The sequence below is a fragment of the Janthinobacterium sp. P210005 genome, from assembly GCF_036231865.1.
In the GTDB taxonomy this organism is placed as follows: domain Bacteria; phylum Pseudomonadota; class Gammaproteobacteria; order Burkholderiales; family Burkholderiaceae_D; genus Janthinobacterium; species Janthinobacterium kumbetense.
Genome location: NZ_JAZARC010000001.1, coordinates 478,727 through 498,492 on the forward strand (window position 1 = coordinate 478,727; position 19,766 = coordinate 498,492).

The following is a 19,766-nucleotide window of genomic DNA, read 5'->3' on the forward strand; positions in this document are numbered from 1 at the left end:
AGTTTGCTTCATGCCCCAGTTGCGCACCGTTCCAGCTTCCCCGAGTACCCGAAGCGAGGAGCGGCGGCGCAAGCTGCTGGTGGCGGCGGCGGACCTCTTCCTCGCCTCCGGCTACGACGGCGTCAGCATGGACGCCATCGTGGCCGAGGCGGGCGGCTCGAAGGCCACGGCCTACCGCTATTTCGGCAGCAAGCAGGAATTGCTGGTGGCGGTGGTCGAATACCTGTGCGCCGATTTCATCATCGACCTGCGCCGCCTCGATACCTCGCAAGCGGGCCTGGAACAGGGCTTGCAGCTGATCCTCGATGAACTGGTGGCCGTCGTCACCAGCCCCCGCCACGTGGATTTCTACCGCCTCGTCGTCACGGGCGCGGCTGCCGTGCCGGCCGTCGGCCTGACGTGGTACGAACACGGCCCGCAAGTGTGGCACGCACTGATCTTGCGCCTGCTGGAGCAGCAGCGCGCCCAGGGCCGCATCGCGCCCGACACCTCGTTTTCCAACCTGCCGCAAATCCTGTTCGACGCCGTCTTTTCGCACCTGACCACGCGCACCGTGATGCTGGGGCAGGGCGGCAATGCGGCCACGTTCCGGCCCCTGATCGCGGAGCTGATCGAACTGGTGGTGGCAAGGGTGGCGCGCAAGGCGGATTCGGCCTGATAGGGCCGTAATCCGAGAATAGTCTGTTGGCCGGTGGTATTCGGATGACGCGCTTGCGTGCTTCGGCGGCCCTGTTAATCCGATCTGCGCGACCGGGATGCGGTTGGCCGCCTTTCGGCGATGTTGATGAGCAGTTCTGCGGTGTCGTGTGAACCCGTTGTAATCCAAAAAAATATTTTTGCATAATGATGCAAAATAAATGCGGTTTCCATCTCCGAGAAACGTCTGGCTTATGTAAGTCACTATTTACATAAGGTTGCATCATCAATGGCTCAAAATTTAGTAGTCCCTCCCGGATTCGTGCCCTATCCTGATCCAGACGACGTCTTTATGGAAGACGTCGGGCTCCATCTGAAAGTGTTCCATCCTATTCTAACCATACCCGCAGCACAGGTCGACCCTACGTGGACCGGGCAGTTCCACTTCGTCTTGCCCATAGAGCCGTATGATGGTGCTTTGGGCGAAGGCAGCACGGATTACTACGGTCCTCACTGTGGCGAAGCATGGATTAAGTTCGTTCGGATAGGATCAAAGTATCGATTCGCCGGGGATTGGCGCTATTTTGCGACTAATCGGGAGCATGATGTGGAGGCTGATTTTTGGTACGGGGAGGCCAACAAAAGCTATGCCGAGCGTAGGCGCGCATGGCATGAGCAGGGTCTCATGAATCGGCAATCTGACAGCTTTGGTTGGGGCAGCGCTTTTGGAGGAAATGCCCTGGCCGGCAACTGGACCAACGATCTCTCCTTGCCTGATGAGGTGGCTAAATGGGGATTCAGGCCATCTCGGATGATGCGCGAGGACGAGACGGTTAATGGCGTCAACTTCACTCATCCGCTAAACGAACAGGGGCAGCGATATCGATTAATTGGGATATTGGTTGGGTATCGCTATCGGGACCATGGAGCAGATAAACTTTTGATGTTCTACGACACTCCATCGAGTACTATTTTAATCATGTTGGACTTTAGCTAAGCCGGCCTGTTGCACCTGCCTCGGAAAGAAATAAGAGTCACCTGCCTGCAAGTTCCGCCGGAGCGCACCATCAGCAGAGCTTAAGCGGCCAGGGCTGGCGTCTATTTTGGCGTGATGCCGCCAGGGGGCGGATGATATAGTGGCGGGAATGTATACACTGAAAGAAACTGCCATGAAAAACGACGCAACCGCGCGCCCGCAAGCCAGCCAGACGCCTGCCAGGCTCAGCAAAGGGGATTTCGTCACCGCATTGCGCAAACTGCTGCAAGAAGAGGGAAAGGCCGGCAAGACCAGCGTGGACGTGCGCGCTGCAACCCTGCACACCGATGTCGGCGTGTATCCGGCGCGCGGCCACTCGATGCCGACCTGTTGCACGGTGATGTATGAAGAGATGCTGCCCGGTGACGAGATACTGCTGACGCCATCCGGCGGCAAGGGACCTACGCTGCTGATACGGTACAAATTGCCGCGCTGACAATCGCGCTCTTGAAAACAGCTTACAACCTGGCGTAAGTGCAGGCGATGACCTGTGGCGCGCAGTAGCTGGCGCGCTGCTGATGCCAGCCCGGTCGGGCAGGGCATCCTAAGCCATCCGCCATGGCGGGGGAAGCCCCCGTTGGCCCCAGACGCCATTCATCCGTTTTCCACTTTATCTCGTCTCTCACCTTCCTGGGTTCCACGCGGCAGCCTTCGGCGGCTCGCCGCAAGCGTTTTCAAATATGTAAAATATTTATATAAGCTCTTATGTAAATGGTGCTACCATGGTTCCATGAAACCTGGACTCGGCACACAATTACGACATCTCATCGAACTGCTGGACGGCGCGGTCGAGCAAGCCTACGTGGACGCGGGGCTGGATTACCGGCCGCGCTACACACCGGTGATGCGGGTGCTGGCCGAGCAGGCTAGCGCGACCGTCGGCGAGCTGGCGGCCCTGGCCGGCCTCACGCAGCCCGCCGCGACGCAGACAGTGGCCTTGATGGTGAAAAAGGGCCTGTTGACGGTGGCCGCCGGCGGCGCAGACGGCAGGCAGCGCGTGGTGCGGCTCAGCGCCACTGGCGAAACGTTGCTGCCGCGCCTGCGCGTGTGCTGGCAGGCGACCAAATCGGCGGCCGACAGCCTCGATGCGGAACTGGCGTTTCCCTTGTCCGCCTGCCTCGGACAGGCGATCGCCGTACTCGAGACACGCTCCTTCGGCGCGCGCATCCGCGACGCCAACTTGCAGCGCCTGCGCGACGGCGGGCCGCAGCCCGATACCGCTCCGGCGCAGGCACGGCCACACCTGAACGATCAAGCCGAATGATGCAGGCATGCCTGCCCAGGCGCCGCTTCGATGACGCGCCCGGGGGCATCACGCGTATTTTTTTCATGCAACGATCAATCGCTTCGCAGTCCAACTTGGAGGAATGTATGTCAGGTAGCAAGAAATTTGTCGCAGCTGTCGTATTGGGTACGCTGGTGTCGTTTCAGGCTTTTGCGGCGGCGGACACCGCGTTGAACGCATCCGGCCGCGCGGCGATCGTGCAGACACTGGTCACGAAAATGAACGCGAATTACATCGAACCGGCCGTGGCCGAACGGGTCGGCACTGCGATCGCCAGGAAAAATGCCGAAGGAGGCTATGCGAGCGCCGCCACCACCCAGGCGTTCAGTACGGCGCTGGCAAAGGACTTGCGGGAATTGAGCGGCGACTTGCATTTTGGCACCGCAGTGTACGAAGGCCTTCGCGAGCGCAGCGCCAACCCCGAGCTGCCTAGCCGCGCCAAGACGGACGAATGGCGCGACCAGACCGCGCGGCGTGGCTATGACATCGAGAAGATCGAACGCCTTCCCGGCAACGTCGGCTATATCGAGCTGCGCGGCTTCGGCGGCCCGGAATACGTCGGCGCGGCGTACACGGCGGCGATGTCGCTCATGGCGGGGACGGATGCGCTGATCCTCGACCTGCGCCGCAACGGCGGCGGCAGCCCGGCCAGCGTGGCTTACCTGATGAGTCATTTCTTCCCGCTCGGCGACGAGCGCCACCTGATCGACATGTACGATCGCCCGACCGGTCTGACGCGGCAGTTCTGGACCGTGAAGACGGTCGCACAGCGTTACGACAAGCCCGTGTACGTGCTGACCTCGGCCCGCACGTTTTCCGCCGGGGAGGATTTCTCGTATGGCATCCAGGCGCAAAAGCGCGGCACGGTGGTCGGGGAAACCACCGGCGGCGGCTCCAATCCCGTGAGCTGGTACAACCTGGGGCAGGACATCATCGTCTCCATCCCGACCGCGCGCACGACCAATGTCGTCACCAAAACCAACTGGGAGCACGTCGGCGTGAAACCGGACATCGCCGTGCCCGCGGCGCAGGCGCTGCAGGCGGCGCATGTCGCCATCCTGCGCAACCTGGTGTCATCGGCCAAGGAGGGCAGCGAGCGCAAGGAACTGCAGCGCGTGCTTGCGATGGCGGAAAAAGGCGAATCCGAGAAACCGGTCTACACGCTCAGGGGGGAGCCTTGATACAAGCCGCCGGACATGGCCGCGAAGAAGCGCGCGGCTCGCTAATCCGACCTGCGCGTTTTTGACGCCAACGCACGTCACGACGCCTCTGAAAACCGTAGCGAGCAAGCCCAATGTCGGGTTGAGCAGCGCAGCCGTACTTTAGTACGGCGAGCAACGCCAACCCGAGAGTGGGCTGCACAGCAGGTTTGCAGCGCGTCCCTCAGATCAGGTCGCAATACCATATTTGTGCTGCGTGGCCGCATACTGCTGCTTGAGCGACTCCAGCTTCGGATGCTTGGGGTCGATCTTGCGGATCACCTGCATCTGGTGCTGCGCCTGTTCGGCCAGCGGGGCTTCCCAGCCCAGCATATTGAGCTGGCGCAAGATGGCGTCGACGGAGGCGAACAGCACCGGCAGGTTGCCCGGCGTCTTGCGCAGGGCCTGGCGCAGCACGAAGACGGCGCCCTTGAGCTCGCCGCTTTCCGACTTGCTGGCCGCATCCTGCATCAGTTCCTGCACCTGGTTCGTGATCTGCTGGCCCATGCCTTGCGCCAGATCATGCCGGCCCGCCTTTTCAAAGACATCGACGGCCGCTTCCATCGTCACATCGCTGTCCGCTTCGTTGACGAGCTTCATCATGACGTCGGACGCTGCCTGTTCCAGGTTGTTCTTCAGGCAGCTTTGCACGAGGCCCACCTTCAGCTGCGTCGACAGGCCCCGCGCCGTATCCAGGGCGGCGGCGGCCAGCTGCAGTTCGCTGGCGGCGGCGATGTCGTTGCCCGACAATTCATGCAGCATGGCGGCCGAGATGGCGCGGCACGCTTCCACGTTGGCGCCGCCGCGCAGCGAGCGCTCCATGTCGCGCAGCACGCCGCTCGCCTGCGGCGCATCGCCCTTTTTTACCAGTGTTTTCACCAGGTTGACGTGGTCTTCCGGATCGCGGAATTCGGAGTACTTCGCTTTCGTCACGACCTGTTTATACGCCCGTTCGGCCGCGCCGATGTCGCCCGTGTCATACGCGATGCCGCCCAGGTGGCGCAGGCGGCGCACCATGTGCGGCGAGATGGCCACCGCGTCTTCGAGGATTTTCTTGGCCTGCAGCTGCTGGCCCATGGCTTCGTGGTTTTTCGCCAGCAAGTCGTAGGCGGCCATGAAGCGGGGATAGATTTCCACCAGTTCCAGCAGCGCATCCTGCGCCTCTTCGTGGCGCTGCTGCTCGAACAGGGTGCGCGCCAGTCCCAGGTGGGCCCAGGCCATGGGCCGCGTGGCCAGCATGTCGGCGTACAGCTGCTCCGCTTCCTTCCATTCGCCCAGGGTGAGGTGCAGCTCGGCGCGCAGGCGGGTGAAATCGGCCGCCAGGCGTGGATGCTGCAGCTCGGCCGCGCGGCAGCTTTTCACGGCTTCGCGCAAGTCGCCCTTGTCGATCAGCTGGTAGGTGGGCAGGAACATGGCGCGCCGCTCGATGGCGCGCGCGATGCGTCCGCTCAGCACGTCGACGGTGAACGGTTTTAATATGTAGTCGGACGGGGTCAGTTCGGCCGCGCTGATCACCTTGCTGTGGATGGCTTCGGAAGTCAGCATGATGAAGATCGTCCACAGGCCGATCAGCTTGTGGTGGCGCAAGTCTTCCAGCAATTGCTGGCCATCCTGGCCATCCGTGCCACTACCAAGATCGTATTCGCACAGGATGATGTCGAACGGTTTCTTCGTCAGCAAGCGGATGGCCGTGCCGGAATTGACGGCATATTCCACCTTGGTGATGGCCGCCTGGTTCAGCATATTGTGCAGATTGCCCCGCATGCTGGGGTTCGGGTCGACGATCAGGACAGATAAGTCGCTAGTTTCTGGCATTGTTCAGCTCTCGTTCATCTGTGTATGGCTCTGCGGCTCGATGGTACGACGGTCTAATAATATTACTATTTGTCAGCATACTGCAAAGCCAGTGCAAATCGCTAACAAAATGCAGGCGAGTGCGCGCGGCGCGACACGGCAGGCGCGGACGCTTGCGGGCAGGGCAGGCGCGGGGTATCCTAAAAGCAACCTTTTGCGTTCGCTCATGCCTGACACCACGCCTGGAAAGCCGCCATGTACTTGACCGAGACTCGCAAACAAACCCTGCACCACCTGCTTTTCGGCGGAGGACGGGCGCATGCCGAGAAGTATTTTCCCGAATTGCGCCGCATGGCCGTCGTCAGCGAGTCCTTTGGCCTGGCCAGTATCTTGTTCGTGTGGGCTTTTATTCCGCATGTCAATACGCTCGACAGGGGCGCGCTGCTGTATGCGCTGGCCGGCATCGCGCTGGCGATCGGCATCAATGTGGCCGCGCGCGCCATCTGGGTGCTGAAACTGGGGGGCGCCGTGGGCATGTGCGCCATTGCCTTTTGCTTCCGCCTGCTGGCGGAGGCGGCGGGGCAGGCGGAATTCTGGATGCAGCCCGTGGGCGTGTTCATGGTGCTGCTGGCGGCGCCCATCTTCAATGGCTGCGTCGTGTATCTCATCGTTGCCGCGGCAGTCTGGCTGATACTGGGTTACGGCCATTTCCCGATCGATCCAGCCATGGCGCATGCGGCCTGGGCAAACTTGCTGATCGTCTACAGCATGCTGTTCGGCCTGGTCCTCAGCATCAGCTTTAATCTGTTGCGCCTGCGCGACTTCCGCGCCAGGGAGGCGCTGACCCGCCTGGCCTACCAGGATGGCTTGACGGGCTTGAACAACCGCCGCCGCTTTACGGAATTGACGCAGCAATTGCAGCAGCGGCCGCAACCGATGTACTTCCTGATGATCGATATCGACAATTTCAAGAAAATCAACGATACCCTGGGCCATGACGCGGGTGACGTGGTGCTGGTCAAGACGGCGGGCATCATCGCCGATGCCTGCGGCGGCCACCTGTGCGGACGCCTGGGCGGCGAGGAGTTCGGCATCGTCTACGCGGGGGACCGGCGTGCCGTCTGCCAGTTTGCCGCCAGCCTCGTCGATGCCGTCTACCTGGCCTTCAATCCGGGGCAGGCCGTGTCGATCAGCGTGGGCATTGCCGAGCTGGCCTGCGACACGGAGCTGGCGCACAGCTACCGCCTGGCCGATGCCTCGCTGTACCAGGCCAAGCACCAGGGCAAGAACCGCTATGTCATTGCCTGACGGCATGCACATGAGTCTTGCGGAGGCGCCAGGGAGCGGGTATTCTGTTTGTATTAATATATCAGCCGCAGGCAGGCGCGATGTGGCGCAGACGCAGAGTTTCACCGTGACGTGACCGCTGGCGTTTTACCTTTACCAGAGAAAATCCAGCCTTCGTGATGCGCCTTCCTTCCATGAGTACCCTGCGGCGCATTGCCGTCCCCCTCGCTTTTGGCGGCAACAGCGAGCAGCAGCACACGTATTTCGCGGAATTGCACCGGGTCGGCATGGTGACGCAGCTGCTGGGCATCATCGCCTACAGCCTGACCTGGCTGCTGATGCCCGATCCCTATCATCCGAACTTTTCGCACGCCGTGCTGGCGCTGCTGGGCATGTTGACGAGCCTGATCGTGCGCTACCGCTGCACCACCTTGCCCGTGCTGACCATTACGGGCGCCTGCGCCGTGCTGACCCTGACCTTCGGCTTGCGCACCATGGCCGACGCCGTCCAGCACGCCAGCTTCTGGGTCTTGCCCGTGGGCGTCTTCATGACCCTGGCCATCGCCTCCATCTTCAATGGCGGCCTCAGTTACCTTGCCGTCGTGGCCGGCGTGTGGTGGAACGTGGGCCACGGCCTGTATCCGGTGAACGCGGGCTTGCCCGACGAATCCTGGGCGCCGCTGATGATCGCCGTCAGCGTGCTGTTCGGGCTGGCGCTGAATGTCAGCTTCAGTTTATTGCGCTTGCGCAACTATCACTCCAAGGTGGAATTGACGCGGCTGGCTTTCCAGGACGGCTTGACGGGCCTCAACAACCGCCGCATGTTCACGCAGCGCGCCCAGCAGATGCATGGCGCGCCGCACGGCGGCATGCTGTACTTCCTGATGATCGATATCGACGATTTCAAGATCATCAACGACCAGCAGGGCCACGATGCGGGCGACGAGGTGCTGGTGCGCACGGCCGCCATCATCGCCGACAAGGCGCAAGGCCATCTGTGCGGGCGCCTGGGCGGCGAGGAGTTCGGCATCGTCTACGCGGGCGACCGCGACGCTGCACGCGCCTTTGCCGGCGCCTTGGTCGAGGCCGTCAGCCAGGCTTTCCATGCGGCACAGTTTGTGTCGATCAGCGTGGGCGTGGCCGAGCTGGACCGGGGCAAGGAGCTGGGCCACAGCTACCGGCTGGCCGACGAGGCGCTGTACCTGGCCAAGCGGCAGGGCAAGAACCGCTACGTGATCGCCTGATCGTCGGCTGACGGTGTTGTTGTCGCGTCATAAATGGCCGCTGTGCGGGGCAAAAGGGTGGCAAAGGCCCAAGTTCCGGTCATAAGGCAGGGGTAAAACGGGTATAATGCGCGCAAAGGAAATTTGCCGTACGAAAGATATTGTCATACCTACCTTTAACCCGCAGCCACGCTGCATCAACCACCTTCCAATCATGTTGATACTGCCGGGTTCCAATGCCCTGTCCCATTTCCGTAGCCACCGTCTGTTAAGCCAACTGCAAGCCGTTTCGCCTGCGATTGTTGCCGTGCAAGCACGCTATGTCCATTTCATCGATGCCAGCGCGCCTCTCACCAACGACGACAGCACGCGCCTTGGCGCCTTGCTGACGTACGGCGAGCCGGCCCACGCTGACAATACGGAAGGCGCTGCCGAAGAATTCTTCGTCATCCCCCGTTTCGGCACGATTTCGCCGTGGGCTTCGAAAGCCACCGACATCGCGCATAACTGCGGCATGGCGCACATCAAGCGCGTCGAACGCGGCATCGCTTTCCGCATCAACCTGAAATCGGGCATCCTGGGCAGCGCCATTGGCGCCGGCAAACTGACGGACGAGCAAGTGCAAGCTGTGGCCGACCTGCTGCACGACCGCATGACGGAATCCGTGCTGCGCAGCGCCGACGACGCCAAGGACTTGTTCCGCACCCTGGAAGCACGTCCATTGGAATCGATCGACTTGCTGGGGCAGGGCAAGCTTGCTTTGGAAACGGCGAACACGGAACTGGGCCTGGCGATGTCGGAAGACGAAATCGACTACCTGGACGCCGCCTTCACCAAGGCCGGCCGCAACCCGACGGACGTGGAACTGATGATGTTCGCGCAGGCGAACAGCGAGCATTGCCGCCACAAGATCTTCAACGCCGACTGGACCATCGACGGCGTGGCGCAGCCCAAGTCCCTGTTCGGCATGATCAAGAACACGCATGAACTGCAGCCGAAAGGCACCGTCGTCGCCTACAGCGACAACTCGTCCATCATGGAAGGCGCGACCGTGTCGCGCTTCTACCCGCGCGGCGACAAGCATGAATACGCGGCATCGACGGAATTGACGCACACCCTGATGAAGGTGGAAACGCATAACCACCCGACGGCCATTTCTCCCTTCCCCGGCGCCTCCACGGGCGCGGGCGGCGAGATCCGCGACGAAGGCGCGACGGGCCGCGGCGCCAAGCCGAAAGCCGGTTTGACGGGTTTCACCGTATCGAACTTGTCGCTGCCGGATGCCGTGCGCAGCTGGGAAACGGCCGCTTCCGTGACGGCGCCATTGGCCGCGCGTACTGATGCAGATCAATACGGCAAACCGGAACGCATCGCTTCGCCCCTGCAAATCATGATCGAAGGCCCATTGGGCGGCGCCGCGTTCTCGAACGAATTCGGCCGTCCAGTCCTGGGCGGCTACTTCCGCACGTATGAGCAGAACGTCGGCACCGACAAAGACGCCGTCTTCGGCTACCACAAGCCGATCATGATCGCTGGCGGCATCGGCAATATCTCGGCGCAGCACACGCACAAGAACGACATCCCCGTCGGCAGCCTGCTGGTGCAGCTGGGTGGTCCGGGCATGCGCATCGGCATGGGCGGCAGCGCCGCCTCGTCGATGACCACCGGCAGCAACACGGCCGACCTGGACTTCGACTCCGTCCAGCGCGGCAATCCGGAAATGGAACGCCGCGCCCAGGAAGTCATCAACGCCTGCTGGCAAATGGGCGCGGACAACCCGATCATCTCCATCCACGACGTGGGTGCGGGCGGTTTGTCGAACGCCTTCCCGGAAATCACCAACGACGCCAAGCGCGGCGCGATTTTCGACCTGCGCAAAGTGCCGCTGGAAGAATCGGGCATGGCGCCGAAGGAAATCTGGAGCAATGAGTCGCAGGAACGCTACGTTCTGGCCATCGCGCCGGAAAGCCTGCCGCTGTTCAAGGCCATGTGCGAACGCGAACGCTGCCTGTTCGCCGCCGTGGGCGTGGCCACCGAAGAGCGTCAATTGAAGCTGATCGACCCGGAACTCGGTAACGAGCCGGTCGACATGCCGATGGACGTCTTGCTGGGCAAGCCGCCGAAGATGCAGCGCGACGTGGTCCACGTGGCCAACGATTTCCCTGCCATCGCCTTGACGGGCATGGACCTGGTTGATGTAGCGCAAAAAGTGCTGCTGCTGCCGACCGTGGCCGACAAATCCTTCCTGATCACCATCGGCGACCGCAGCGTGGGCGGCATGACCGTGCGCGACCAGATGGTGGGACCATGGCAAGTGCCGGTGGCCGATTGCGCCGTCACCACCATGAGCTTTGAAGGTTATCTGGGCGAAGCGATGGCCATGGGCGAACGCACGCCGCTGGCCGTCATCGACGCCGCCGCCTCGGGCCGCATGGCCGTGGGCGAAGCCGTCACCAACATCGCCGCAGCAGCCATCGGCGACATCTCCGACATCAAACTGTCCGCCAACTGGATGGCCGCCTGCGGCCAGCCTGGCCAGGACGCGGCCCTGTACGACACGGTCAAAGCGGTCGGCATGGACCTGTGCCCGGCGCTGGGCATCAGCATCCCCGTCGGCAAGGATTCGCTGTCGATGCGCACGACGTGGAAAGACGAGAGCACGGGCGCGGCGAAATCCGTCACGTCGCCCGTGTCCCTGATCGTCTCCTCGTTCGCGCCGGTGACGGACGTGCGCAAGTCGCTCACGCCGCAGCTGAAGACGGACAAGGGCGACACGTCCTTGATCTTGATCGACCTGGGCCGCGGCAAGAACCGCCTGGGCGCCTCGGCGCTGGCGCAAGTCATGGGCCAGCTGGGCAATGAAACGCCGGACGTGGACAGCGCGGAAGACTTGAAAGGCTTCTTCGCCGCCATTCAAAAGCTCAACAGCGACGACAAGCTGCTGGCCTACCATGACCGTTCGGACGGCGGCCTGTACGCCACCCTGACGGAAATGGCCTTCGCCGGCCACACGGGCATGTCCGTCAACCTGGACATGCTGACCATGGAAGGCGAGCACTCGAGCGACTGGGGCGACGCCAAGAACTGGACGGGCCAGGTAGCGGAACGCCGCAACGAACTGACCCTGCGCGCCCTGTTCAGCGAAGAGCTGGGTGCTGTGATCCAGGTGCGCGCGGAAGAAAAATCGCTCGTCATGGACGTGCTGCGCACCTTCAACCTGGGCGCCTGCAGCCATATCATCGGCAAATTGAACGACCGCGACGTGATCGAATTCACGCGCGACGCCAAGCTGATCTACACCCAGCCGCGCGCCGACCTGCACCGCCTGTGGAGCGAAACGAGCTGGCGCATCGCCCGCCTGCGCGACAATCCGGCCTGCGCGGACGCCGAATACGACCGCCTGCTGGACGTGCAAGATCCGGGCATGTCGCCTATCGTCACCTTCGACCAGAACGACAACATCGCCGCGCCATTCATCGCCACGGGCGTGCGTCCGCGCGTCGCCATCCTGCGCGAGCAGGGCGTCAACTCGCACATCGAGACGGCGTACGTGATGCACCAGGCAGGCTTCACGGCTGTCGACGTGCACATGAGCGACCTGATTGCGGGCCGCGTCAAGCTGGACGACTTCCAGGGCGTCATCGCCGTGGGCGGTTTCTCGTACGGCGACGTGCTGGGCGCGGGCGAAGGCTGGGCGAAAACGATTCTGTTCAACGCCAGCCTGGCGGAACAGTTCGCGCGCTTCTTCAACCGCACGGACAGCTTCGGCCTCGGTATCTGCAACGGCTGCCAGATGATGAGCAATTTGAAATCCATCATCCCCGGCGCCCACGCCTGGCCTAAATTCACGCGTAACAAGTCGGAGAAATTCGAAGGCCGCTTTGCCATGGTCGAAGTGATGGATTCCCCATCGATCTTCTTCAACGGCATGGCCGGCACCCAAGCCGGCATCGCCATCGCCCACGGCGAAGGCTACGCTGACTTCTCGCAAACGGGCGACATCACCCAGGTCAGCAAAGCCATGCGCTTCGTCGACAACAAGGGCGCCGCCACCGAAGCCTACCCGTACAACCCGAACGGCTCGCCGGAAGGTATCACCTCCGTCACCACGCCAGACGGCCGCTTCACCGTGCTGATGCCGCACGCTGAGCGCGTGTTCCGTTCGGTGCAGCAGTCTTACCATCCTGAAGCATGGGGCGAAGATTCGCCATGGATGCGCATGTTCAGGAATGCGCGGAAGTTTGTGGGGTAATCAGTTTGCTTGCAGAGCAGCGCTGGAGTTCAAGGCGCTGCTGCTGGGGTAGGAATGAGAAAGCCGCTGTCGGGAGACAGCGGCTTTTTTGATATTTAATTAACTTATGATGTTGTTGGTTGTTGCGGAAATTTTATTTTTCTCGATTTTCGTTAGTAAAATTCATCTATCGAACTATAAATCGATAAATTGACTTGGGCTTTCATTTTTCCTTATTGAATTTAGCATGTGTAATTTTTCTCTCATTTGCTGCGTTATCCAAATCGCCGCAACCTCTGAAACTTTTGCGTAACTTGCTGGTCCTTTATCAATGCATATTTCAAAATATGATCGGGTTGTTTTTTCAGGTTGTTGTTGAAAGCCACTTCTCCAATTATTTTCACCAGGAAAATTTTGTCTAAATAGTATCGAATATATTTTAGTGTTAATTATTTGATAGTGGTATGTGTTAACTCGTTGCTTTTTGTCAATGTAGTAGTTTTCCGCAGATACTCCATCCCGCAAGGTTATTCTTTTCTTTACTAGTAATGTCTTTAAATAGTTGTCTATTGTATCTTTGGTTATTTTGTCGCTTGTAAAAAGAATGTCTTTAATCGTTTTTTCTATATCTGGTAGTATGAAATATTTTGTCGAGCGATGCGTATCAATTTGTCTTAAAAACTGAATTTCCTCCATCCAATTTGCCCACTTTCCGGCTAAAAGTTGGCTATAGAATTTTTCTGCAACAGGTTCTGTTCTTGTTTTAATGTACCGTGCAGCAAAAAATTCTTGAACACTAGCGTGAACAAAATTTATTTTTTTTGCCTCGTCTACTAATAAGCATGTTATGTTTTTAACATCCTCAATAAACCCCTGTGGATCACTTGTTACATCACATTCCCTGATGCTTTCAATTGCAAATTGATATGCGTTCTCTCGATCTAATGTGATGGTTTGACGACGTCTTGTAGCAAAGCAAAAAGCTTCAAATATTTGCTGAATTTCACGATCATTTAACTTTGTTTTTCGTTGTCGCCTCCAGCCTAGTTTTGAACCATCATGGCGGACTAATAATATTTGAAAAAGTTCATCATAGAATTCTGCGAAATCAAGAGGTATTTTATGCGCCGTTTGATAAGAAATTGCCAATAGTGTTGCAAGGAGAGGTGTTTTTACAAGTTCTTTAATTTTAACGGGTGATGCGGTAATCGCATTTACAAGTCTGTTTGTGAACTCTTCGTCTTTAGTTATTTTTTTATAAAACCCAAAAAGATCTTCATTTTCTAATGGGGAAATTCTGTTGGCATAGAAATTTGATAGATTTTTACATTCTGTATCTGGTCGCGAACTTAAAACAATTCTACACATTGGGAATTTGTATGATAAATCGTCTATTTCCACTAGAGTCTTTTGTACATTAATTGCATCAATTTCATCAAACCCATCTAATAGAAATGATATTTTTCCTTTCTCGGCGAAATGTGTCATTAATTCAATGTCGGTTTTAATTCCAAGCAATAATGAAAATCTTTCGGTTAAATAAGAAAAAAGTGATTTTTCTTCTACATTGCGTAATTCGCAGAAAACTGGAACTCTAACGCCACTGCGAATTTCTCTCCCAAGTAGGTAGCGCATTAGAATTGACTTGCCTTGGCCCACTGTTCCAAAAATAATGTTGTGATTGTTTTCTAGGTTTTCTAGCGAAGTGAGCTTAATACTTCCTTCGTTATCTTCGTTGGATACAGATACAGGATAAAAAAATGTACTTAAACTTAATGGCCTGTCGGTATGCCAAATTGTTTTAACTCTCTGACTTTCCCATAATTTTTTATGTAGCCCGTTCATTTTTGAGGCTGTCCTCAAGATGGAAATTTTTTCCTTTACTAATCCAGAACTTGATGAATATAAGTCTTCTATAGGTTTTCTAAGAAGTGCGATGGCTGCGGAAAAATCTGGCATATTTACTTTCAGATATATTTTTAATGATATGAATGAGTGGTTTTGTTTTTTAATTCAGTGGTCGTAGATTTTATAGTTATGAATCTGTTTTCTTGAAAAATTCTAGTCGCAATTTTCATCAATAGTGCGTGTCATGCGCGAAGCGATAAGAACTGTAGTCAATAATGAAGCACTACCGATGACGTTGGAGCGCAATGTGCTTAAGGTGGCTTCATTCTGGGAAACCTATTTAGTTGATTTCTGACGTACACTGAAGTAAGGCTATTCACTGACTCCTGAATGTAAGAGACGCTATCCTTGAAGCAGTCATTTATCGCTCCGACAATCGTCGCCAAGCTGGCGGAGAACAGCAGCCAGCGGAAGTCGCCCAATAGCGTGCTGGCGGCAACATGCTGGTCGATGCCTGTTTCCACGCGCTTGGCGAGAAATGGTCCCAGGAAGGAATTCGAAGTGCGCGACAGCAGCATCAAAATGCTGAACAGGGCCAGGGATACGGCGATGCGCCGCGTACGGATGCCGGCGATGCGCACGGAATAGGCGGGGGTGCCGATGATGTGGATGATGAACGTCAGTGCACAAATCAACAGCAATTGCTTGTCCATCACAACCTTGCAGTAAAGAAAATGTAATTCCATGCTGCCATGAAGTTACTTATTTTTCAACTGCAAATTATTTAACGTTGCGTGTGGCTCAATTGGTGTTGGATTGCAGTTGTTTTTCAGGGCAAGGCATGGCGATCGGCGAACGCGGCGCGCTCAGTGGCGTGCTTGTTGCTCGTCCCTTGCTTGTATTTCAAGCTTGCACCCTCAACTATCCCTGGTGGCGGCATGTCTTGCCGCTCGATATGCACCAACCAACCCGGAGGTACACCATGAGTTTCGATTCCTTTCTGTCCAAACTGAAGACCAAAGCCAGCGAACTGAAGACCGAAGCCCTGAAGTACAAGAACAAGGATTTCCTGAATGCCGCGATGGCAGGCTCGGCCTTGATCGCCATGGCGGACGGCAGCGTCAGTGCGGAAGAGAAGCAGAAGATGGTGAAGTTTATTGAAAGCAATGATGCGCTGTCCGTGTTTAGCACCACGGACGTGATCAAGGCTTTCCAGGAATATGTCGGCCAGCTGGAGTTCGACAAGGATATCGGCGAAGCCAAGGCGTATCAGGCGCTGGGCAAGATGAAGTCGAATGTGGAGGCGTCGCGCCTGCTGGTGCGCATGATCATCGCCGTCGCTTCATCGGACGGCAATTTCGATGCCAACGAGCAGCGCGTGGCCAGCAAGATCGCGCGCGAGCTGGGCTTGACTCCGGCGGAGTTCGAGTTGCAGTAAGCACCAGGCTAGCTTAATCCTTGTCCCACCACGGCGGCGCGCTCTCCGACCTCGGGCATGCCATCTTCAATGGACTTATCTTGTAGCGGATCTCGATCACCTGCCCTTGGTGAAACGGACCGCGTATCCAGTCGCCGGAATTAAAGAGGTAGGACTTGCCATTGATGCAGCGTTCGGTCGGCAGGTCGCCGATGGGGCCGGTCGAACGCAGGGTGACGCGCACTTCGCCAGTGGCATCGAGCGGCGCGTCGGCGCTTGCATACAGTATATCGATGCCGACATCGCAGACACTGGTGCTGCCTATCTTGCTGCAGTACTTGATATACGTTTCTTGGCGCGCCATGACCATGTGATCTTCATGCCGCATCGGCTTGCCATCGTCAAAGGTAAAGCGCAGGATGACTTGCGTGGGCTCGCTGGCAGGATGGCGCGTGGTGGTGGTGCAGGCGGCGCTGACGAGGGCCAGCAAGGGCCAGGCCAGCAGGCGCAGGACGCGGCGCAGCAGCGCCGGGATCGGGTTGTTGCCGGATGGATGCTGCATGTGGCGTTGCCATTTGTCTCATGAACGGGGCGCCGATCATAGCATGCGCCAAGGGCGGTTCCGCTAGCACGCGCCGCGATTCAATTCCTGCAACACCTTCTTGCACAGCATCCCATAGCCGACGCCCGTGCCCCGTTTGTGGGCGGCCAGGTCGTAGCCGGCGCTGATGTCGTCCCACGCCACGCTGCCGGGCAAGGGGCGCAAGTCGTCGTCGAGGTCCATCTCGAAATGAATGAAGTGGCCATCGGCGCTCAGCAGCTTGCCGTACACGGCGGGCATGCCGGGGCAGGCCAGTTTCAGGTCGAGCATGAGGGCCGTGCCCAGCGCCACGCCATGGCTGGCCGCGCATTGGCGCAAGGCGTCGGGCAGGGGGCGGGCGCGCCACCAGGCCGCCGTCTGCTTGATGGCGGCCTGGATCAGCGCGTTTTGCTGTTGCACAGAATACTGTTTGCTCATGGCTGTCACCCATGCGGCATGCGGCTTGCCGCCCTAACGCGATGCCAGGCTCATGCTTTGCACATGGGCGGGCACGATCTCGCCGCTGGCCAGTTTTTCGGCCGGTACCCGCATCAGCACTTCGCCGCCCACGCTGCCGTCGTCGCGCAAGTCGATGCGCATGGCCAGCTGCTGGTCGAGCGCCACGAAGCTGTCGCTGCCGGTGGCGATGATGCGGTGTTCTTCCTGGTTATCGATGCGCGCATACATCATGGCGCCGATGCTACCCGCATTGCGCAGGTAGAGCACTTGTCCGTTCGACAATTCATAGCCGCCGCGGAACGGGGCAAAACTTTCCGCACTCATGAAATGTTTGTGTGCCGGCAATTCGATCGTGTGCAGGCGTCCGCCGGGAACGACGACGGTCTGGCTGTCGGGAAGCGTTTGCGCATTTGCCAGCAGGGCGCAGACGCCCAGGGTGCCGGCCAAGATCCATGTTTTCATTTTTTTACCCATCCTTGAACTGTGGTGCCGTCCCGCTGCCGGCGCGGCGATGTTGATGTGGGTGACAGGGAAACCGCACCGGCTGGTCCGCAAGCGCTGCTGTCACACTGGCAAGGCGCGGGCTGCCGGTCTTGCCAGTGTAGGCAGGCAACATGCGCCGCGCATCATCCGATCGGATGACACGGCCTCATGCATCGAGTACGGCCAGGTGCGCCGTGGCGCCGTGGATCAGGGCGATCAGCTCGCCCTGGCGCCGGGTATCCGTCTTTAAATAGGTGTGATGCAGATGCGTCTTGACGGTGTTGACGCTGATGCCGCCCTGCGCGGCGATTTCTTCGATGGTTGCCCCCTGCGCCAGCGCCTTGCCCACTTGCGCCTCGGCTTGCGTCAAGTCAAACAGTTGGCGCAAGGCAGGGACGGACGTGCACGTTTTCGTGGGGTCGCGCGCGATCAGCAGGGCGCAGGTGGGCTGGCAATCGGCAAGCGGGGTGACGGTCAGGGCCAGCGGCGCTTGCTGCTTGCGCGGCAGGCGCAGCGACTGGCATTGGGCTGCGCCGCCGGCGCTGGCGATCACCAGGCGCACGGCGCGCACCAGGGCGGGCGGGGCCGCGTGTTCCAGTTGCGCCGCATGCAGGGCGTGTCCGGCGGGGGTGGCGAAACGCAAGGCGAGGTTGCCATCGAGCACCAGCACAGCCGCGCCCATGGCGTCGAGCGCCGCCAGCGCGCAGTGGCTGGCCAGTTGCGCCTCGCGCAGGCGTTGCTGCAGGCACAGCGCGCGTTGCAGATGCGGCAGGAGTTCCTGCCATTGCTGGCCGTTCAGGCCGGCGTTGTCGAGCTGCGGCCAGTCGCCCGTGCCGCAGGCCGAGTCGTACATGGCGCCGATCAGTTTGCCCACATCCGCGGTGACTGTCCCTGTGTGCATGCTTGCCCCCAATCCTGATTACATCAGTGTGCCGCAGGCGTGCAGGTGCGGAACTGGGTAAGGGCGGTGTTGCGCAGCGATCCGCCCCACCTTTGTGAGGAGGGGCGGGTCGCTGCCTTCTGTCCTGGGCAACTATCAAGATAGTACATACGTGGCGCCACCGCAATGCGCCGCCGCCGATGCAATCGTGCTCCTGGATAAAAAATTCCCCGATACAATAAAAAATTGTCAAAAATATAAATTCCAGGTATGGGGCGGGAGTCGCATGCCATTCACTTAGCGAAAGTTCTTATGCAGCCAAGCCAGCCTTACCCGACGACGTTCCCGGCGCTGGCCCTGTGCGCGGCGCTGGCGTTTATCGGTGGCAACTCCATGGCGCAGGCTGCCGACAAGGCGGCGCCGCAAGCCTCCAGCGGTGCGCGGCAGGTCAAGGTCAAGCCTGCCGATACCGCCAACCTGGTCAGCCATCTGCGGCGCGTGATCACGGATGAAACGAATGACACGCCGCCGTGCGTGCTCAATGCTTTTGTTGCCAAATACCAGCAGCGCGCGCTCGATGCGGGAATCGATGACCTCGACCGGCAGACACAATATGTGCTGCTGGCGCTCTACACGTCGGGTAAGGCGATGGAACAGCCGCAGTTCGTGACCCTGATGAAAAATCCGCCCGCTTCGCTGGACGCCTTTTACGACGCTCTGCACGCCTTGCCGAATACCGTCTGGGAGGCGGGAACGCCGTTGTGGGATGCGCAGGCGGCAAAATAGGCAATCGTCGAGGCGTGATAACAATGCAGAATTGACGTGTCATTCATACGCGATTGCCGAGGGTATCCCATGGTCAAGAATTTTCTTTCGATGAAAGCGCTGCTGATCGGCTTCCTGTGGCTGTTTACGGCCTTGCCGCATACCGCGCAGGGCAAGGAAAGCGGGGAACTGACGGTGAATTTGAGCGGCTACAACCATACCGATCACGGGGTGGGAAGCTATGAGGTGACCTTGCAGAACGGCGCCACTGCGGGGGCGGGCTATCTGGACGCTGGCCAGGGTGGCGGTGGATTGACGTGCTGCCTGTCCATTCCCCGCGTGTGGCAAGCGGGAATGACGGCAAATATCGTCATGCATACCATCAAGAATGGCAAGGATATCCGCGTGGAGCAAACCGTGGCGGTGCCGAAGTATGCTCCCGCCGATGCTGGCCGGTTCGTCGTGCATTTTCTGCGCAACGGCAAATACAAGGTGTTTGTCACCCGATACCTGCTCGGCCATCGTAAATACCCGCTTTCCGGAACAGAGGCACAATTGGAGCGCGGCGTTCCCATTGAAATTATCTGGGAGTGAAGACGCTGCGTGGCAGAGGTTGCATGCACATGAAATTCCCTGTCATAAC

At 58.8% G+C, this 19,766-nt stretch carries 17 protein-coding genes and 1 pseudogene; 11 read left to right on the forward strand and 7 right to left on the reverse strand.

The window, feature by feature from the left end; translation table 11 throughout:
* The first annotated feature begins 10 nt into the window (after positions 1-10).
* From VPH40_RS01985 to VPH40_RS02005, 5 genes are all read left to right on the forward strand, one after another.
* Positions 11-658 (forward strand): TetR/AcrR family transcriptional regulator, encoded by a 648-nt coding sequence (locus VPH40_RS01985; RefSeq protein ID WP_328572479.1) that lies wholly within the window; start codon positions 11-13, stop codon positions 656-658.
* 330 nt (positions 659-988) lie between these two features.
* Positions 989-1,633, forward strand: a complete 645-nt coding sequence (locus VPH40_RS01990; RefSeq protein ID WP_328572480.1) for a hypothetical protein — start codon at positions 989-991, stop codon at positions 1,631-1,633.
* Between the two features lie 172 nt (positions 1,634-1,805).
* Positions 1,806-2,108, forward strand: a complete 303-nt coding sequence (locus VPH40_RS01995; RefSeq protein WP_289909750.1) for an HNH endonuclease — start codon at positions 1,806-1,808, stop codon at positions 2,106-2,108.
* A 294-nt stretch (positions 2,109-2,402) separates the two neighbouring features.
* Complete coding sequence (locus VPH40_RS02000; RefSeq protein WP_328572481.1) at positions 2,403-2,936, forward strand: MarR family winged helix-turn-helix transcriptional regulator; 534 nt, start codon at positions 2,403-2,405, stop codon at positions 2,934-2,936.
* Between the two features lie 107 nt (positions 2,937-3,043).
* A complete protein-coding gene (locus tag VPH40_RS02005) occupies positions 3,044-4,138 on the forward strand; it encodes a S41 family peptidase (protein WP_328572482.1) in 1,095 nt (364 codons plus the stop codon).
* A 207-nt stretch (positions 4,139-4,345) separates the two neighbouring features.
* Here VPH40_RS02005 and VPH40_RS02010 read toward each other — a convergent pair whose 3' ends face one another.
* Positions 4,346-5,971 (reverse strand): tetratricopeptide repeat protein, encoded by a 1,626-nt coding sequence (locus VPH40_RS02010; RefSeq protein WP_328572483.1) that lies wholly within the window; start codon positions 5,969-5,971, stop codon positions 4,346-4,348.
* Between the two features lie 234 nt (positions 5,972-6,205).
* Here VPH40_RS02010 and VPH40_RS02015 point away from each other — a divergent pair, with 234 nt between their 5' ends.
* From VPH40_RS02015 to purL, 3 genes are all read left to right on the forward strand, one after another.
* Positions 6,206-7,258, forward strand: a complete 1,053-nt coding sequence (locus tag VPH40_RS02015) for a GGDEF domain-containing protein (RefSeq protein ID WP_328572484.1) — start codon at positions 6,206-6,208, stop codon at positions 7,256-7,258.
* A 158-nt stretch (positions 7,259-7,416) separates the two neighbouring features.
* A complete protein-coding gene (locus VPH40_RS02020; RefSeq protein WP_328572485.1) occupies positions 7,417-8,481 on the forward strand; it encodes a GGDEF domain-containing protein in 1,065 nt (354 codons plus the stop codon).
* Between the two features lie 193 nt (positions 8,482-8,674).
* Positions 8,675-12,712, forward strand: a complete 4,038-nt coding sequence (gene purL, locus VPH40_RS02025; protein WP_328572486.1) for a phosphoribosylformylglycinamidine synthase — start codon at positions 8,675-8,677, stop codon at positions 12,710-12,712.
* A gap of 174 nt (positions 12,713-12,886) precedes the next feature.
* Here the strand turns inward: purL and VPH40_RS02030 are convergent, their stop codons facing one another.
* Both VPH40_RS02030 and VPH40_RS02035 read right to left on the reverse strand, forming a co-directional pair.
* Positions 12,887-14,650, reverse strand: coding sequence for an NACHT domain-containing protein (locus tag VPH40_RS02030; protein WP_328572487.1), 1,764 nt, complete (start codon positions 14,648-14,650; stop codon positions 12,887-12,889).
* 311 nt (positions 14,651-14,961) lie between these two features.
* Positions 14,962-15,252 (reverse strand): annotated as a pseudogene (locus VPH40_RS02035) (lipid II flippase family protein); the annotation flags it as partial.
* 269 nt (positions 15,253-15,521) lie between these two features.
* Between VPH40_RS02035 and VPH40_RS02040 the strand changes: the two are divergent.
* Positions 15,522-15,977: a tellurite resistance TerB family protein gene (locus tag VPH40_RS02040; protein WP_328572489.1), complete on the forward strand. Its 456-nt coding sequence runs from the start codon at positions 15,522-15,524 to the stop codon at positions 15,975-15,977.
* Between the two features lie 13 nt (positions 15,978-15,990).
* Here the strand turns inward: VPH40_RS02040 and VPH40_RS02045 are convergent, their stop codons facing one another.
* From VPH40_RS02045 to VPH40_RS02060, 4 genes are all read right to left on the reverse strand, one after another.
* A complete protein-coding gene (locus tag VPH40_RS02045; RefSeq protein WP_328572490.1) occupies positions 15,991-16,518 on the reverse strand; it encodes a hypothetical protein in 528 nt (175 codons plus the stop codon).
* Positions 16,519-16,581: 63 nt separating this feature from the next.
* Positions 16,582-16,974 (reverse strand): hypothetical protein, encoded by a 393-nt coding sequence (locus VPH40_RS02050; protein WP_328572491.1) that lies wholly within the window; start codon positions 16,972-16,974, stop codon positions 16,582-16,584.
* Between the two features lie 33 nt (positions 16,975-17,007).
* Positions 17,008-17,457 carry a hypothetical protein gene (locus VPH40_RS02055; RefSeq protein WP_143451315.1) on the reverse strand — a complete coding sequence of 150 codons (450 nt, stop codon included), beginning with the start codon at positions 17,455-17,457 and terminating at the stop codon, positions 17,008-17,010.
* A gap of 187 nt (positions 17,458-17,644) precedes the next feature.
* Positions 17,645-18,379 (reverse strand): helix-turn-helix transcriptional regulator, encoded by a 735-nt coding sequence (locus tag VPH40_RS02060; RefSeq protein ID WP_171985020.1) that lies wholly within the window; start codon positions 18,377-18,379, stop codon positions 17,645-17,647.
* Between the two features lie 291 nt (positions 18,380-18,670).
* On the opposite strand from VPH40_RS02060, the gene VPH40_RS02065 reads away from it, so the two are divergent.
* Positions 18,671-19,144: a hypothetical protein gene (locus tag VPH40_RS02065; protein ID WP_328572492.1), complete on the forward strand. Its 474-nt coding sequence runs from the start codon at positions 18,671-18,673 to the stop codon at positions 19,142-19,144.
* A gap of 69 nt (positions 19,145-19,213) precedes the next feature.
* Positions 19,214-19,717 carry a DUF3304 domain-containing protein gene (locus tag VPH40_RS02070; RefSeq protein WP_328572493.1) on the forward strand — a complete coding sequence of 168 codons (504 nt, stop codon included), beginning with the start codon at positions 19,214-19,216 and terminating at the stop codon, positions 19,715-19,717.
* The last annotated feature ends 49 nt before the right edge of the window (positions 19,718-19,766 follow it).

Coding starts and splice junctions, on each gene's coding strand:
- VPH40_RS02050 (WP_328572491.1), bottom strand. CDS start 16,974: ATGAGCAAACAGTATTCTGTGCAACAGCAAAACGCGCTGATCCAGGCC.
- VPH40_RS02055 (WP_143451315.1), bottom strand. CDS start 17,457: ATGAAAACATGGATCTTGGCCGGCACCCTGGGCGTCTGCGCCCTGCTG.
- VPH40_RS02060 (WP_171985020.1), bottom strand. CDS start 18,379: ATGCACACAGGGACAGTCACCGCGGATGTGGGCAAACTGATCGGCGCC.
- VPH40_RS02065 (WP_328572492.1), top strand. CDS start 18,671: ATGCAGCCAAGCCAGCCTTACCCGACGACGTTCCCGGCGCTGGCCCTG.
- VPH40_RS02005 (WP_328572482.1), top strand. CDS start 3,044: ATGTCAGGTAGCAAGAAATTTGTCGCAGCTGTCGTATTGGGTACGCTG.
- VPH40_RS02015 (WP_328572484.1), top strand. CDS start 6,206: ATGTACTTGACCGAGACTCGCAAACAAACCCTGCACCACCTGCTTTTC.
- VPH40_RS02030 (WP_328572487.1), bottom strand. CDS start 14,650: ATGCCAGATTTTTCCGCAGCCATCGCACTTCTTAGAAAACCTATAGAA.
- VPH40_RS02010 (WP_328572483.1), bottom strand. CDS start 5,971: ATGCCAGAAACTAGCGACTTATCTGTCCTGATCGTCGACCCGAACCCC.
- VPH40_RS02070 (WP_328572493.1), top strand. CDS start 19,214: ATGGTCAAGAATTTTCTTTCGATGAAAGCGCTGCTGATCGGCTTCCTG.
- VPH40_RS02040 (WP_328572489.1), top strand. CDS start 15,522: ATGAGTTTCGATTCCTTTCTGTCCAAACTGAAGACCAAAGCCAGCGAA.
- purL (WP_328572486.1), top strand. CDS start 8,675: ATGTTGATACTGCCGGGTTCCAATGCCCTGTCCCATTTCCGTAGCCAC.
- VPH40_RS01985 (WP_328572479.1), top strand. CDS start 11: ATGCCCCAGTTGCGCACCGTTCCAGCTTCCCCGAGTACCCGAAGCGAG.
- VPH40_RS01995 (WP_289909750.1), top strand. CDS start 1,806: ATGAAAAACGACGCAACCGCGCGCCCGCAAGCCAGCCAGACGCCTGCC.
- VPH40_RS01990 (WP_328572480.1), top strand. CDS start 989: ATGGAAGACGTCGGGCTCCATCTGAAAGTGTTCCATCCTATTCTAACC.
- VPH40_RS02045 (WP_328572490.1), bottom strand. CDS start 16,518: ATGCAGCATCCATCCGGCAACAACCCGATCCCGGCGCTGCTGCGCCGC.
- VPH40_RS02020 (WP_328572485.1), top strand. CDS start 7,417: ATGCGCCTTCCTTCCATGAGTACCCTGCGGCGCATTGCCGTCCCCCTC.
- VPH40_RS02000 (WP_328572481.1), top strand. CDS start 2,403: ATGAAACCTGGACTCGGCACACAATTACGACATCTCATCGAACTGCTG.